Annotated in this window: 16 protein-coding genes; 6 read left to right on the top strand and 10 right to left on the bottom strand. The window is 72.9% G+C overall.

Annotation, left to right across the window (positions count from 1 at the left end; all coding sequences use genetic code 11):
• Positions 1-263 precede the first annotated feature (263 nt).
• The 4 genes from purD to AC1C2V_RS07915 all read right to left on the bottom strand — a co-directional run bounded on the left by purD (position 264) and on the right by AC1C2V_RS07915 (position 4,251).
• Complete coding sequence (purD, locus tag AC1C2V_RS07900) at positions 264-1,577, bottom strand: phosphoribosylamine--glycine ligase (RefSeq protein ID WP_495389025.1); 1,314 nt, start codon at positions 1,575-1,577, stop codon at positions 264-266.
• A 143-nt stretch (positions 1,578-1,720) separates the two neighbouring features.
• Positions 1,721-2,437, bottom strand: coding sequence for a transporter substrate-binding domain-containing protein (locus AC1C2V_RS07905; protein WP_495389026.1), 717 nt, complete (start codon positions 2,435-2,437; stop codon positions 1,721-1,723).
• A gap of 1 nt (position 2,438) precedes the next feature.
• Positions 2,439-3,731: an adenylosuccinate synthase gene (locus AC1C2V_RS07910; RefSeq protein WP_495389027.1), complete on the bottom strand. Its 1,293-nt coding sequence runs from the start codon at positions 3,729-3,731 to the stop codon at positions 2,439-2,441.
• A gap of 160 nt (positions 3,732-3,891) precedes the next feature.
• Positions 3,892-4,251, bottom strand: a complete 360-nt coding sequence (locus AC1C2V_RS07915) for an STAS domain-containing protein (protein ID WP_495389028.1) — start codon at positions 4,249-4,251, stop codon at positions 3,892-3,894.
• Positions 4,252-4,340: 89 nt separating this feature from the next.
• Between AC1C2V_RS07915 and AC1C2V_RS07920 the strand changes: the two genes are divergently transcribed.
• Positions 4,341-4,790 carry a DUF3151 domain-containing protein gene (locus tag AC1C2V_RS07920; RefSeq protein ID WP_495389029.1) on the top strand — a complete coding sequence of 150 codons (450 nt, stop codon included), beginning with the start codon at positions 4,341-4,343 and terminating at the stop codon, positions 4,788-4,790.
• Between the two features lie 127 nt (positions 4,791-4,917).
• Here the strand turns inward: AC1C2V_RS07920 and AC1C2V_RS07925 are convergent, their stop codons facing one another.
• Positions 4,918-7,089, bottom strand: coding sequence for an ATP-binding SpoIIE family protein phosphatase (locus AC1C2V_RS07925; protein WP_495389030.1), 2,172 nt, complete (start codon positions 7,087-7,089; stop codon positions 4,918-4,920).
• Between the two features lie 180 nt (positions 7,090-7,269).
• Here AC1C2V_RS07925 and AC1C2V_RS07930 point away from each other — a divergent pair, with 180 nt between their 5' ends.
• The gene (locus AC1C2V_RS07930) at positions 7,270-7,629 is read left to right on the top strand and encodes an STAS domain-containing protein (RefSeq protein WP_495389031.1); all 360 of its coding nucleotides are present in this window, start codon (positions 7,270-7,272) and stop codon (positions 7,627-7,629) included.
• 124 nt (positions 7,630-7,753) lie between these two features.
• Here the strand turns inward: AC1C2V_RS07930 and fbaA are convergent, their stop codons facing one another.
• Positions 7,754-8,773: a class II fructose-bisphosphate aldolase gene (gene fbaA / locus AC1C2V_RS07935; RefSeq protein ID WP_495389032.1), complete on the bottom strand. Its 1,020-nt coding sequence runs from the start codon at positions 8,771-8,773 to the stop codon at positions 7,754-7,756.
• A 110-nt stretch (positions 8,774-8,883) separates the two neighbouring features.
• Positions 8,884-9,588: a TrmH family RNA methyltransferase gene (locus tag AC1C2V_RS07940; RefSeq protein WP_495389033.1), complete on the bottom strand. Its 705-nt coding sequence runs from the start codon at positions 9,586-9,588 to the stop codon at positions 8,884-8,886.
• Positions 9,589-9,677: 89 nt separating this feature from the next.
• Between AC1C2V_RS07940 and AC1C2V_RS07945 the strand changes: the two genes are divergently transcribed.
• Positions 9,678-10,418: an HAD-IIA family hydrolase gene (locus AC1C2V_RS07945; RefSeq protein ID WP_495389143.1), complete on the top strand. Its 741-nt coding sequence runs from the start codon at positions 9,678-9,680 to the stop codon at positions 10,416-10,418.
• Positions 10,411-10,701 carry a hypothetical protein gene (locus tag AC1C2V_RS07950; protein ID WP_495389034.1) on the top strand — a complete coding sequence of 97 codons (291 nt, stop codon included), beginning with the start codon at positions 10,411-10,413 and terminating at the stop codon, positions 10,699-10,701. The genes AC1C2V_RS07945 and AC1C2V_RS07950 overlap by 8 nt, the downstream gene beginning before the upstream one ends.
• A 19-nt stretch (positions 10,702-10,720) precedes the next feature.
• Here AC1C2V_RS07950 and pyrE read toward each other — a convergent pair whose 3' ends face one another.
• Together pyrE and AC1C2V_RS07960 are read right to left on the bottom strand one after the other, a co-directional pair.
• On the bottom strand, positions 10,721-11,299 hold the full coding sequence (pyrE, locus tag AC1C2V_RS07955) for an orotate phosphoribosyltransferase (RefSeq protein ID WP_495389035.1): 579 nt from the start codon (positions 11,297-11,299) through the stop codon (positions 10,721-10,723).
• Positions 11,300-11,386: 87 nt separating this feature from the next.
• Entirely contained in the window at positions 11,387-12,160 is a 774-nt protein-coding gene (locus tag AC1C2V_RS07960) for an SDR family NAD(P)-dependent oxidoreductase (protein ID WP_495389036.1), read from the bottom strand.
• 68 nt (positions 12,161-12,228) lie between these two features.
• Here AC1C2V_RS07960 and AC1C2V_RS07965 point away from each other — a divergent pair, with 68 nt between their 5' ends.
• Complete coding sequence (locus AC1C2V_RS07965) at positions 12,229-12,741, top strand: VOC family protein (RefSeq protein WP_495389037.1); 513 nt, start codon at positions 12,229-12,231, stop codon at positions 12,739-12,741.
• A gap of 7 nt (positions 12,742-12,748) precedes the next feature.
• Here AC1C2V_RS07965 and AC1C2V_RS07970 read toward each other — a convergent pair whose 3' ends face one another.
• Complete coding sequence (locus AC1C2V_RS07970) at positions 12,749-13,753, bottom strand: ScyD/ScyE family protein (protein WP_495389038.1); 1,005 nt, start codon at positions 13,751-13,753, stop codon at positions 12,749-12,751.
• Positions 13,754-13,956: 203 nt separating this feature from the next.
• Between AC1C2V_RS07970 and AC1C2V_RS07975 the strand changes: the two genes are divergently transcribed.
• On the top strand, positions 13,957-14,772 hold the full coding sequence (locus AC1C2V_RS07975) for a MerR family transcriptional regulator (RefSeq protein ID WP_495389039.1): 816 nt from the start codon (positions 13,957-13,959) through the stop codon (positions 14,770-14,772).
• Positions 14,773-14,777 lie beyond the last annotated feature (5 nt).

Here is a 14,777-nt window from a genome sequence, read left to right on the forward strand (position 1 = left end):
CCTGCTCCGGCGGTGTCGGAGGACGACGCGTTGAACCGGGCTGACGGTCATCCCGACCGGGATCGAGACTCTCTGATCACGACGATCTCATCCACGCCAGATCGACGCGATCGGCATCGCCCAGATGCGCTCTCCGAGCTGACAGGTGAGCCTCCCCGTGTGGAGGACGACACCGCGTCGGAAGGTGTCACCCAGCTCGTCGCATAGCCACGCCAGGTGACGGGCGTCGCGCTCGCTCGATCGGTACGGGCCGCGCGACACGCTCAGGGGACGGCGACCCCGCCGCGCTCGGCCTTCAGCGCGATGTCGCTGCGGTGGTGCGACCCGTCCAGGGCGATCTTCGCAACCCCCGCGTACGACGCGGCCCGCGCGGCGGCGAGGTCCGCCCCGCGTCCGACCACGGAGAGCACTCGGCCGCCCGCGGACACCAGCGTGCCGTCGTCGGCCAGCGCCGTACCCGCATGCAGCACGTGCACGCCGTCGACCGACCCGGCGTCGTCGATCCCGGTGATGGCGTCGCCCTTGCGCGGCGACTCCGGGTAACCCTGGGAGGCGACGACCACGTTGACCACCGCGTCGTCCGACCAGCGCAGCGGCTCGATGCCGTCGAGCCGGCCCGTGGCGGACGCGAGCAGCACGCCCGACAGCGGGGTGCGCAGCCGCGCCAGCACGGCCTGGATCTCGGGGTCGCCGAAGCGGGCGTTGAACTCCACCACCCGGGTGCCGCGGCCGGTCAGCGCGAGCCCCACGTACAGGACGCCGGAAAACGGCGTGCCGCGGCGGGCCATCTCGTCGACGGTGGGCTGCGCGATGCGGTCGATCACCTCGGCCACCAGGCCCGACGGCGCCCAGTCCAGCGGCGTGTAGGCGCCCATGCCGCCGGTGTTCGGGCCGGCGTCGTCGTCGCCCACGCGCTTGAAGTCCTGCGACGGCACCATCGGCACCACGCTCGTGCCGTCGCACAGGCAGAAGACCGACACCTCGGGGCCGTCGAGGTACTCCTCGACGACCACCCGGCCGCCCTCCCCGCGGGCCCGGAGCGCCTCGCGGGCGTGTTCGAGGGCGGCGGCGCGGTCGGACGTCACGACGACGCCCTTGCCCGCGGCGAGCCCGTCGTCCTTGACGACGTGGGGCGCACCGAACGCGTCGAGCGCGTCTGCCACCTGCTCCACAGTCGTGCACACGTGCGCCATCGCGGTCGGCACGTTCGCGGCGGCCATGACGTCCTTCGCGAACGCCTTCGACCCCTCCAGCTGCGCTGCCTCGGCCGACGGGCCGAAGCACGGCACCCCGGCCTCGCGGACGGCGTCCGCGACCCCGGCCACGAGCGGCGCCTCGGGCCCGACGACGACCAGGTCGACGCCGAGCGACCGCGCCAGCGCGGCGACGGCGCGGCCTTCGTTCGCGTCCACCGGGTGCAGTGTGGCCTGCGCGGCCATGCCCGGGTTCCCGGGGGCGGCGTGCAGCTCGTGCGCCGGCTCCGCGGCCGATCCGGGGGCGCCGTCGGCGGCCTCGAACGCGAGGGCGTGGACGATGGCGTGCTCGCGGGCACCGGTCCCGACGACGAGGATCTTCACGGGCAGCCATGCTAACCGCCGAGATAGAGAACCTCCGCCCGCGAGATAGAGAGGCGGGAGCCGCGAGATAGAGATCGCGGAAACATCGTTCCGCGCTCTCTATCTCGCGGGCGGAGGTTCTCTATCTCGCGGGTGGAGGTTCTCTATCTCGGCGTCGCGACGGTGGCGTCCTGGCCGGAGCGGGCCAGTGAATCCGTGACGAACCCGTCCGCCGTCAGCCCGGCGACGACGTCGCGCAGCCACGCCACGCCGGCCGGGTCGCGGTCGCGCCCGGTGGCGACGGCCTGCCGGATCTCGGTGAACCGCGGCTCGACGAGGCGCAGTCCCGGACGCTCGGCCACGTAGCGGGTCAGCGGCTGCCGGATCCCCGCCGCGACCTCAAGCCCTTCGCGCGCGAAGACCTCCACACCGTCGGCCCCCCGCACCACCTCCGCGTGCTGCAGGGTGCGTGTGAGGAACAGGTCGTACGCCGAGCCCTCCTTGACGCCGACGCGCACGCCGGGCCGGTCGACGTCGTCGGCGATGCGTACGGGCGAGCCTTCGGGCACGGCGAAGACACCCTCGATCAGCACGTACGGGTCGGTGAACGCGACCTGGGTGGCCCGCTCGGGCTCGACGGCGAGGAAGCCGACGTCGACCCGGCCCTCCGCAACGGCCGCGAACGACAGCCGCGCCGCGTCGACGCAGTCCAGGTGGACGGGCACGTCGAGTCGGCGCGCCAGCTCGCGTGCCAGGTCGACCGTGACGCCCGACGGTGCCTGCGGCGTGCCCTGCGCCAGCACGGGGTTGCCCAGGTTGATCACCGCGCGCAGCGTCCCCTGCGGCGCGAGGGCGGTCATGACCTGCTCGGGGGCGCCCACGTCAGCGCGCGTGGATCAGGTCGTGCACCGGGATGATCTCGTCGCGGCGCGGGCCCACGCCCACCGCGGAGATGCGGCAGCCGGAGAGCTCCTCGAGCCGCTCGAGGTAGGCCTGCGCGTTCTTCGGCAGGTCCTCGATGGTCCGGGCGGTGGAGATGTCTTCCCACCACCCGGGCAGTTCCTCGTAGATCGGGGTCGCGTGGTGGAACGCCGACTGGTCGTCGGGCATCTCGTCGTACCGCGTGCCGTCCACGTCGTAGGCCACACACACCGGGACCTTCTCCAGGCCGGTCAGCACGTCCAGCTTGGTGACCACCAGGTCCGTCAGCCCGTTGATGCGCGACGCGTACCGCGCGATGACGGAGTCGTACCAGCCGCACCGCCGGGCGCGGCCGGTGGTGACGCCGTACTCGCCGCCGGTCTTGAGCAGGTACTCGCCCATCTCGTCGAACAGCTCGGTCGGGAACGGGCCCTCGCCCACGCGCGTCGTATAGGCCTTGATGACGCCGATGACGGAGTCGATCCGCGTGGGCCCGATGCCGGAGCCGGTCACCGCGCCGCCGGCCGTCGCGCTCGATGACGTGACGAACGGGTACGTGCCGTGGTCGATGTCGAGCATCGTCGCCTGGCCGGCCTCGAAGAGGACGTTCTTGCCGGCGTCGAGCGCCTCGTTGAGCACCAGCGGCGTGTTGGCGACCATCGGCTGCAGCCGCTCGGCGTGGGCGAGCAGCTCGTCGACGGTCTCGTCGATGTCGACCCCGCGCCGGTTGTAGACCTTGACCAGCAGGTGGTTCTTCTGGTCGAGGGAGCCCTCGACCTTCTCCCGCAGGATCTTGGGGTCGAACAGGTCGGCGATGCGGATGCCGACCCGGTTGATCTTGTCGGCATACGCGGGGCCGATGCCGCGCCCGGTGGTGCCGATGCGGCGCTTGCCGAGGAAGCGCTCGGTGATCTTGTCGAGCGTGCGGTGGTACCCGGCGATGACGTGCGCCTGGCTCGAGACCAGGAGCCTGGAGACGTCCACACCCCGCTCGATGAGGTCGTCGAGCTCCTCGAACAGCACGTCGATGTCCACGACGACGCCGTTGCCGATCACCGGCACGACGCCGGGCGACAGGATGCCCGAGGGCAGCAGGTGGAGGGCGTACTTCTCGTCGCCGATGACGACGGTATGGCCCGCGTTGTTGCCGCCGTTGAACTTCACGACGTAGTCGACCCGGGACCCGAGCAGGTCCGTGGCCTTCCCCTTGCCCTCATCGCCCCACTGGGCACCGACGAGCACCACGGCTGGCATGAAATCTCCTCGCATCGACGAGGCCCGGCATGTCACCCGTCAGCGGGCCGTCCTCGGCCGGGCCGCGCCCGAGTTTACCCGGCCGTGGTCCGGATGCTGGTTGAGCCTGTCGAAACCCCTCGGCGGGGTTTCGACAGGCTCAACCAGCGGTGGCGCGACCTCAGCCGGGCCGGTGCGACGCCGGCGCGGGCGGTGCGGGTGCGGACTCGCACCGGTGGTCGCGGTCGATGCGGAACAGGTCGAGGGCGCCGCACACCTCGAGCACGAACAGGTCGCGCTCGTCCGCGCCGCGCAGCACGGTGGCGCCGCCGCGCTTACGACCCGCGTCGGCGAGGGAGATGAGGAACGCCGCGCCCGTGGAGTCCATGAACGTGACCCGGCACATGTCGATCACCAGCAGCTGCCGGCGCAGTCCCACCACCCGGGTGGCGATCTCCGGGAACTGGTCGCGCTCGGCGAGGTCGAGGTCCCCTGCGACCACGAGCGTCGTCGTCGTCGAAGACGTCGCGATCTCGATCATGATGCCGAGCGTACCCGCGCCGGGCCCCGCGCGACGCGCGAGGAGCCAAGGGACACCGCGCTGCCGGGATCCGGTCCAGAATGAGTGCCATGACCTCCCCCCTGGACGACCTGCTCGGCGGACCGCCGACCACCCGCCTGCCCGACGACGATCCCCAGGTGCGCGAGGGCCTCGACACCGGCGAGGACCCGGCCCGGCTCGCCGCCGACCACCCGACGTCGTCCCTGGCATGGGCCGTGCTGGCGGAGCGCATCCTCGCCGGCACGGACGCGGGGCCGAGCGCCGCCCGCTCGGTCGCGGCCTACGCGTACGCCCGTACCGGCTACCACCGTGGCCTCGACGCGCTGCGCCGCGCCGGCTGGCGCGGCCAGGGCCCGATCCCCGCCGACCACGTGCCCAACCAGGGCTTCCTGCGCGCCCTCGCCGCCCTGGCCACGGCCGCCCGCCAGATCGGCGAGGACGCCGAGGCCGACCGCTGCGAGCAGTTCCTCCGCGACTCCGGCACCTCCGCCGAGGAGGTCCGCGCGCTCGCTGGTTGAGCTCGCGTCGTCCCGAGCTCGTCGAAGGGTCGAACCCGCTGGTTGAGCCTGTCGAAATCCGATCCGTGGTCTCGACAGGCTCGTCCGACGAGGACGAGCGGCACTCGACCGACGGGACGGGCGGCTACTAGGGCGCCGCGGCGTCCGCGCGCAGCTTGGCCCAGACGAGCTTGCCGGAGCCGGCGGGCCGCCACCCCCAGTCGGCCAGCCGCTCCACGATCTGCATCCCGAACCCGCCGACGCGGTTGGGGTGGCCGTCGGTGGTGACGGGCGGTGCGGGGTTGGAGTCCTCCACCTCGATGCGGAGCCCGTCGCCGGTGTCGAAGAGCCGCAGCGCGATGTTGCCCCAGCCGTGCAGCACCCCGTTGGCGACCAGCTCGGAGACGACGAGCTCGGCGGAGGCGGACTCGGGCAGCCCCCAGGCCTGGCAGGTGCGCAGGACGGCGTGCCGGGCCCGCCCGATCGATGCCGGTTCGCTGGGCAGCAGCCAGCGCCGCGACCGCGGGCTCAGCGGCTGGATCTGGGAGTCGGCGATCGGGTCGGGCACGCGGACCACGACGAGCGCCACGTCGTCCTCGGGCGCGTCGGCGAGTCGGGAGAGCAGCTCCTCCCCCACCCCGGCGGCGTCCCGCGCCGTGATCCGGCCGGACGTCTCGATGAGGGCGTCCAGACCGACCTTGAGCGACCGGTCCCGGCGCTCGATGAGGCCGTCGGTGTAGAAGAGCATCACGTCCCCGCGGCGCAGCTCGACCTGCCCCGTGGTCCGCGGTCGGGTGCCGAAGCCGATGAGCGACCCGGCCCCGCCGGAGAGCTGGGTGACCTTCCCGTCGCGCAGCAGCAGGGGCGGCAGGTGGCCGGCCCTGGTGTACTGCACGGTCCAGGCGTCGCTGTCCTGCTGGTGCCGCAGGGTCGCGTACACCATCGACGCGGAGCGCGGGATCCGCATCCCGGTCACCAGCTGGTCCACCCGGTCCACGACGATCCCTGGCGTCGCCAGCTCGAACGCGTACGACCGCACCACCGACCGGAGCTGCCCCATGGCCGCGGCCGCCTCGACGTCGTGCCCGACGACGTCCCCGACGACGAGGCCGACGGTGTCGTCGCTGATCTGCATGACGTCGTACCAGTCGCCGCCCACCTGGGCGTGCTCGGCGTTCGGGGCGTAGTAGGTCCACACGTCCAGCCCGGAGACGTCTGCCTGCTCGGGCAGCATCGCGCGCTGCAGCGCCTCGGCGAGCCGGTGCTCGCGCGCGTACAGGCGCGCGTTGTCGATCGCGGTGCCGGCGCGGCGCGCCACGACCTCGATCACGGTGTGCACGTGGTGCGGCTCGGACGGGTTGGCCCAAGACTCCTCGGTGACTGTGCCGTCGGCCGCCACGCCGACGCCGTGCCAGGTGGCGAGCAGTCCCAGCACGCGACGGCGCCCGGCGACGGCGTGCACGACGATGGCCCGCGGGAGCGCCCCGGTCTCCTCGACCACGCGGCGCAACAGGTCGCGGCGCAGCCACCCGGAGGCCGAGTGCGCGGGGAAGCGGGCGTCGAGCCGCAGGAGGACGGGTCCCTCGACGACGCCCTCGAGGAGGTCCTGCACCTGGTCCCGCACCAGCTCGTGGGGCTCGTCCTGGACGTCTGCCTCAGGGGCGTCGGGCACGTAGCGGGCGTGCCGCCGGCCGCGGCCGCTCGGAGGCGAGGCGACGTCGACGCCGCCGGCGAAGAGGAGGCCGTCGTCGTTGACGTAGAACCCGGCCCACGGCACGAGGGCGCGCAGCAGGTCGGCGATGTCGCGAAGGGCGTACGGGTACTCCAGGTCGCCGAGCAGCTCGGTCGTCTGGGCGATGAGGTCGAGGTCGGCGCGCTCCCGGCGCTCGACCTCGAGGGAGGCGAGCTGCGCGGCCTGCCGCTCCACGTGCGTCGAGACGTCGGTCGCGGTGCCGAACCAGCGGCGCACCTCGCCGTCGTCGTCGGGCACCGGGGACATCGTCACCTGCCACCACGTGACGCCCCCGGCGGGGTGGCGGCCGCGCACCATCCGGGTGGTTGGGCGGCCCGCGCGCAGGTCGTCCTGGCTGCCTTCCCGCTCCACATCGTCGTCGACGAGCTCCAGCAGCGGGTGCTTGCCCAGGACGGCGAGGTCGGACACCCCGATGCCAGTCTCCCGGCCGAACGCGGCGTTGACCCACAGCACCGGCATGCCGTCGTCCCACATTCCGGTGACGAAGGCTGGGATGATGGCGCTCGAGAGCGCCGCATCGAGAAATCCCCCAGGGAGGGGCGGCACAGGACCGGATGAATCGGTCATAATGCCTCCACTGCCGAGATTCCCCGCTCTGGTTGGTGTTCTTGCTGGTCATTCAACCGTAGATTGGTGTCCGCCGAGACTTGAGGCGAACGCCCCGCGCGTGGAAGGAGCACCGTGCACGACGGATCGAACTCGACCCCACGTGACCCGCGGCGTGCGGACGTGTGGGAGGCAGACGCTATGCCCGAGCTGGGCGACCCCGCGAGCGTGCACGTCATCGTCGGCGCGTCACGCGCCCGCGTCGTGCTGTCCGGCGAGATCGACGCCGACATCGGCGCCGAGCTCGGCGAGGCGATCTCGGACGCCGAGGGCTCCGGCCTTCCCGTCGAGATCGACGCCCACCACGTCACCTTCATGGACTCCTCGGGCGTCGCGTTCCTCGCCCGGCTCGCCTCGCGCAGCCCGCACCGGGTGCGTGTGCTCCGCGCGCCGCCCACGGTGCGCTTCCTCCTCGAGGTCACCCGGATCGGTGAGCTGCTCGAGATCGTCGACGTCGACCCGGGCTTCGACCTGGGCGACTCGACCAAGACAACGAGATAACCAGTGCCTCGCGTCGAGGTAGTTCGAAAATCGCCGAGGTAGTTCACAAGAGGCGGCCCGCACGAGGTGCGGGCCGCCTCTTGTGAACTACCTCGGCGATTTTCGAACTACCTCGACGCGAGGGTCACATCTTGTGGCCGGCGGAGCGAAGCTGCTGTGCGGCCTCGACGATGCGTGCCGCCATGCCGCCCTCGGCCAGCTTGCCCCAGGCACGCGGGTCGTAGGCCTTCTTGTTGCCCACCTCGCCGTCGATCTTCAGGACGCCGTCGTAGTTCTTGAACATGTGCTCGACGACCGGGCGCGTGAACGCGTACTGGGTGTCGGTGTCGATGTTCATCTTGATGACGCCGTTGTCGACGGCCTCGGAGATCTCCTCGGCCGTGGAGCCCGAGCCACCGTGGAACACGAGATCGAACGGGTTCGCCTTGCCGATCTCGTCGCCGACGGACTTCTGGATGTCCGCGAGGATCGACGGGCGCAGCTTGACCGCACCCGGCTTGTACACGCCGTGCACGTTGCCGAACGTGAGGGCGGTCAGGTAGCGGCCCTTCTCGCCGGCGCCCAGCGCCCTGATCGTGGCCAGGCCGTCCTCGGCCGTGGTGTAGAGCTTGTCGTTGATGGCGGCCTCGTGGCCGTCCTCCTCGCCGCCCACGACGCCGATCTCGACCTCGAGGAGGGTCCGCGCGGCCTGCGAGAGCTCGAGCAGCTCGGCGGCGATGACAAGGTTCTCGTCCAGCGGGATGTCCGAGCCGTCGAACATGTGCGACTGGAAGGTCGGGTTCTTGCCCGCCTTGACCTGCTCGGCCTCGAGGGCGAGCAGCGGGCGCACCCAGGAGTCGAGGTTCTTCTTGACGCAGTGGTCGGTGTGGATGGCGATGTTCACCGAGTAGTTCTTCGCGACCTCGGTGGCGTACGCCGCCAGGGCCAGCGAGCCGACGACGCGGTCCTTGATCGTGGAGCCCGACGCGTACTCGCCGCCGCCCACGGACACCTGGATGATGCCGTCCGACTCGGCCTCGGCGAAGCCCTGGAGCGCGGCGGTGACGGTCTGCGACGACGTGATGTTGACGGCGGGGTAGGCGAACTTGCCGGCCTTCGCCCGGTCGATCATCTCGGCGTAGACCTCGGGGGTTGCGATAGGCATCTGCGGTACTCCAATGACGGGGCGTACGGGGATGCATCGGGCTGCGACGTCGCGACCGGACACCGAGCTGCCCGCATGCAGCCTGATTTTCTCACGCCCGGTCGGGAGAGTCACATGCCGTCGGGTCCGTGAGACGGCGACGCCGTCGAGGGGGCCGCCGGAGAGAGCCACCGCGACGCCCAGACCTGCATCGCGATCGCGCCCGCGGCACCCGCGTTGAGGGAGCGCGTGGACCCGTGCTGGGTGATGTGCACGACGTCGACGCACGCCGCCTGCGCCTCGGGGGTCAGGCCCGTGGACTCCTGCCCGAAGAGCAGGACGCAGCGCGCGGGCAGCGCGTATCCCTCCAGCGGCACCGAGCCGGGCACGTTGTCGACGCCGAGCACGGGGAGGCCTTCGGCGGCCGCCCATGCCGCGAGCGCCGCCGCGTCCGGGTGGTGGTGGGTGTGCAGGTAGCGGTCGGTGACCATGGCGCCGCGCCGGTTCCACCGCCGGCGGCCGACCACGTGCACCCCGGCGGCGTTGAACGCGTTGGCGGTGCGCACCACGGAGCCGATATTGAGGTCGTGCGCCCAGTTCTCGATGGCGACGTGCAGGGTGCGGTCGGGCGGGCGGCGGGCGTCCAGGTCGGCGGCGACAGCCTCGACCGACCAGTACCGGTACCGGTCGACGACGTTGCGCCGGTCGCCGTGCGCGAGGAGCTCGGGGTCGTAGCGCGGGTCGGGGGCGCCGCCGGGCAGACGCGGCCACGCGTCCGGGCCGCCAGGCCATGGGCCGACGCCGACCTCCCGCCCGTCGTCCCCGCCCGTCGTCATACGCACCATCCTGGCCCACGCACGGCGGCGGCCCGCGCACTAGGGTGGCGGCTGTGAGTGAACGAAGGATCGACTCCTGGCTGAGCGACATGGACGGCGTGCTCGTGCACGAGGGGAGGGCCATCCCCGGGGCGGCGGAGTTCGTCCGGGCGCTGCGCGAGGCGGAGCGCCCGTTCCTCGTCCTCACGAACAACTCGATCTTCACGCCGCGCGACCTGCGGGCCCGGCTCAAGGCGTCCGGCATCGAGGTGCCGGAGCAGGCCATCTGGACGTCGGCGCTCGCCACGGCGCAGTTCCTCACCGACCAGATCCCGAACGGGTCGGCGTACGTGATCGGCGAGGCGGGCCTCACCACCGCCCTGTACGAGGGGGGCTACACGCTCACCGAGTCGAACCCGGACTACGTGGTGCTGGGCGAGACCCGCACCTACTCGTTCACGGCGATCACCAAGGCGATCCGCCTCGTGCGCGACGGCGCTCGGTTCATCGCCACCAACCCGGATACCACCGGCCCGTCGGCGGAGGGGCCGCTGCCCGCGACCGGCGCCGTCGCGGCGATGATCCAGGCCGCGACGGGGCGCTCGCCCTACTACGTCGGCAAGCCGAACCCCATGATGTTCCGCTCCGCGCTCAACCGGATCGACGCCCACTCGGAGACCACGGCGATGATCGGCGACCGCATGGACACCGACGTCGTCGCGGGCATCGAGGCCGGGCTGGAGACCTTCCTCGTCATGACCGGCTCCACCACCGCGGACGAGGTCGACACCTACCCGTTCCGCCCGTCGCACGTGGTGGACTCGATCGCCGACCTGATCGACCGTGTCTGACACCACCGCACCGGGCCCGGACGAGGACCCGACGGCCCACGACCGTCGATCCGTGGTGCTCCCGGTCGCGGCGGTCGTCGTCGGTGCGCTGCTGGCCGCCGTGGGCACGTGGCAGGCCCTGACCTGGGACTTCTCGTTCGGCTGGTTCGCCTACGCCCCGTTGTCGGACACCACGTTCGCGCCGAGGATCCCGAACTACTGGCTCCCGCCGGCGATGATCGGCGTCGGCGCGCTGCTCGTCGGGCTGGGTACCGGTTTCCTCCTGGGGCGCCGACGGCGCTGACGCCGCAGGACTCGCTCGCTCAGACGAGGCCGAGGTCCGCCAGGTCGTAGAGGTAGTGGTAGGGGACACCGAGCGCCTCGATCTTCTCGCCGGCTCCGGTGGCGCGGTCGACGATGGTGGCGCAGCCCAGCACCTCGGCGCCAGCGGCGCGCAGCGCCTCGATGGCCTGGATCGGGGAGCCGCCGGTCGTCGTCGTGTCCTCGAGGACGACCACCTTGCGGCCGGCGACCTCGGGGCCCTCGATCTGGCGCTGCATGCCGTGCGCCTTCGCGGCCTTGCGGACGACGAACGCGTCGAGGTCCTGCCCGCGCGACGCGGCGGCGTGCAGCAGCGCGTCCGCGATGGGGTCGGCGCCGAGCGTCAGGCCGCCGACGGCGTCGATCTCCGCGGTGCCGAGGCCGACCTCCTCGAGGTGGTCGAGCAGCACGTGGCCGACGAGCGGGGCAGCGCGATGGTGCAGCGTGATGCGGCGCAGGTCGACGTAGTAGTCGGCCTCCTTACCGGACGACAGCGTCACCTTGCCGTGCACGACGGCGAGCTCGGTGATGAGGTCACGCAGCTGCTCGCGGGGGGTCGGGGAGAAGTCGGCGGTGGTCACGGGCACCAGGGTACGGGGCCGGGCACCACGGAATCAGCGGCGGTCAGCGGGGGGTCGGCGGGGGTCAGCGGCGGTCAGCGGGAGGGGTCAGCGGTACTTGCCGACCGCGCGCACGACGGCCCGGGGCGCGAGGCGCAGCAGCGCCGAGGCCGCCTTGTACCGGACGGAGGGCGTGGAGATGACGACCCCCCGGCGCACGTCGGCCAGGGCCTCGGAGACCACCGCCGGCGCCTCGAGCCAGCCGATCTCGGGCAAGGACGTCATGTCGACGCCGGCCCGGTCGTGGAACTCGGTGTGCACGAAGCCGGGGCACAGCACGGTCGCGGTGACGCCGGTGCCCTTGAGCTCCACCGCGAGCCCCTCGGTGAACGACCGCACATACGCCTTGGCCGCCGCGTAGGTGCCGCCGGCCGTGAGCGCGGCGACGGACGCCACGTTGAGGATCGCGCCGCGGCCGCGGGAGGTCATCTGCCCGGCAGCGGCGTGGGAGAGCACCAGCACGGCGCGGACCATGACGTCGAGGGCCGACAGCTCGACCGCGAGGTCGCCGCCCACGAACCGCTGCGCCGTCGCGAACCCGGCGTTGTTGACGAGCAGGCCCACCGGGCGCCGGTCGTCGCCATCCTCCGCGCCGGTGACGGCGAGCCGGGCGGCGACGCGGTCCAGGTCCTCGGGCACGGACAGGTCGGCCGAGAGCACCTCCACGCGCACCCCCGCGGCGGCGCGCACCTGCGTGGCGAGCTGTTCGAGCCGGTCGCGGTCGCGGGCCACGAGCACGACGTCATGCCGCGCGGTGGCGAGCTGCCAGACGAACTCCAGGCCGAGGCCGGCGGTGGCGCCGGTGACGAGCGCGGTTCCCATGGGGGCAGCCTAGACGGCCCGGCAGGGACACTTGACCCTGACGCGGCGTGAGGCTGCACGCTGGCCGCATGACCGACAACACCTTCCCCGCGTTCAGCATCAGCCCGGTGCCGCTGCCCGGTGCCGGTGTGCAGCCGCCCGAACAGTTCCGCGGCATCTACGGCATGCCCATGTTCGCCAACGTCCCCACGGACGACCTCGAGGCGTCGACCGACTTCTGGGTGAACGGCCTAGGCTTCTTCGAGTTCTTCGCCGCGCCGGGCACCGTGGTGCACCTGCGTCGCTGGGCGTTCCAGGACGTGCTGCTCGTGCCCGCCGCGCCCGCCGCCGAGCCGGGGCCGCTGAGCCTGAGCTTCTCCTGCGTGCAGGGCGAGATCGACGAGATCGCGGCCGCCTGCGAGCGCGTCGCCCCCGGCTCGTCCACCGGCCCGCGGCTACAGCCGTGGGGCACCCTCGACCTGGAGGTCGTGACCCCCGAGCGCACCCGGGTGGTCATGACCGCCGCCCGCCCCTGGGACCCCGCCAGCCCGGAGGCCCAGACCGTGCGCGACGACCTGGGCTTCGGGGCCCCGGAGGCGTGACCCGGGGTCAGTGACCCCCGCCGTGCCCGTGCCCATGCCCATGCCCCAGGGGGACCGTCCACACCTCCCCGGTGAGCGTGACGACGTACGCCGTGTCGCGGACGATCTCGACGGACGTCGGCTGGTCCAGGCCGGACGCGACGACGCGCAGGGCGCCGCCCCGCCCGACCTTCATGAGCTGGCCCGTGTTCGGGTCCGCGGGCGACCCCTCGGGGTTGGTCGGCGTGAACACGCCCTGCGCGAGCGCGTACAGCCCGCTGCGGCCCTTCTCGACGTCGACGAGCAGCCGGCCGCCGGAGGCGACCTCCTGCACGCCGGCGCGCCCGGGCCGGAACGCCACGACCTTCCCGTCCGCGGGGAGGTGCGGCACCGGGCCGGCCTGGGCGACCAGTACGGTGCGGCCGACGGTCTCGAGCCCTGTGGGGACGACGTTGCCGAGGGTGAGGACCTCCGTGATCGAGCCGCGCGGCGACACGCGCAGCACCCGGTTGAGGTGGCCGTCGGTGACCAGGAAGGCGCCGCGGTACGTCTCGAGGCCGAACTGCACGCCGGTCGGCACGAAGAAGTCGGTCTCGGGCGGGTGCTCGACGGACCAGGCGCCGATGTCCGCGACGGGGGTGACGGACCCGGACCGGCCGACCCGGTAGAGGCCGGAGACGTCCGGGTCGGCGGCGAGGGTCACGAGGACGTACGCGGTGCGGCCGAGGAAGGCGACGTCGAGCGCACCGCCCGGCGTCCCCTCGACCTGCTCGGGCAGGCCGGACGCGAACGTCGTGACCTGACCGGTGCGGCGGTCGATCCGGGAGACCTCCCCCGACTGCGGTTCCGTGACGTAGAGGGCGCCGTCGGGGCCGACGGCGCTGCCGCCGCCGCCGGACAGGTCGGACGCCAGCAGCGCCGGGTCGGCGTGCCCGGGGCCGGGCCGTGGTGAGGTCGCGACGGCTGCGGACGCCGCGGTGGTCGCGAGGAGCGTGGACAGGACGATGGCGGTGATGCGGCGTGGGGTACGCATGGGGACCCCTCCCATGGGCGCGTCGTTGCACAACTGTGGGTCGGGCCCGGCGCGTCCGATGACGTCCGCGTACCGGGTCGGGAGATGGCGCTGCCCCCTCGCCGATCGACATTACGCCCGCCGGGCACCGCCGTCACGGGCCGGTGCGGCGGGCAAGCGTCGCCGGCCGGGAGCGCGGGGACGAGGCCGGGGAGACTGAGGGCATGACGCCCCGACCGACGCACCAGCGTTCCCGCGCCGACGGCCTCACCGTCGGCGTCGCGGCCCGCGCCGCGGGCGTCACCGTCCGCGCGCTGCACCACTGGGACGCGGTGGGCCTGGTCCACCCGTCCGCGCGTACGGCCGCCGGGTACCGGCTGTACACGGCGTCCGACCTGACGCGGGTGCACCGCGTGGTCGTGTACCGCGACCTCGACGTGCCGCTCGACGAGATCGCCGCGCTGCTCGACGCGCCCGAGGGTGCGGACGCGTCCCTGCGCCGACAGCGCGACCTGGTGCGCGAGCGCCTGCGCCGCCTGGAGCGGGCGGCCGGCGCCCTCGACCGGCTGGTCGAGGCGCGCGAGCGCGGCGTCCTGCTGTCTCCCGAGGAGCAGGTCACGCTGTTCGGCGACCATTGGCAGCCCTCGTGGGCGGCCGGCGCGCGCGAGCGCTGGGGCGACACCGCCCAGTGGGCCCAGTTCGCGGAACGAGCGGCCGAGCGCAGCCCGGAGGAATGGCAGGAGGTCGGCGCGGAGGCCGAGGCCGTGCTCGTGGCGCTCGCCGACGCCATGGGACGCGGCGTGCGGCCGGGCACAGTCGAGGCCGACGCGTCGGCCGAGCGGCACCGTGCGTCGCTCGGCGCGTACTTCGACGTCACGCCCGCCATGCACGTGGTCATCGGGCATATGTACGCCGCCGACCCGGACTTCGCCGCCAACCACGACTCGCGCCGGCCCGGCCTGACCGCGTGGCTGCGCGACGTGATCGACGCGAACGCCCGCGCGCACGGCGTCGACCCGGACACCGCGACCTGGGAGTGATCCAC

The organism is Isoptericola sp. Y541 (genome assembly GCF_059445465.1).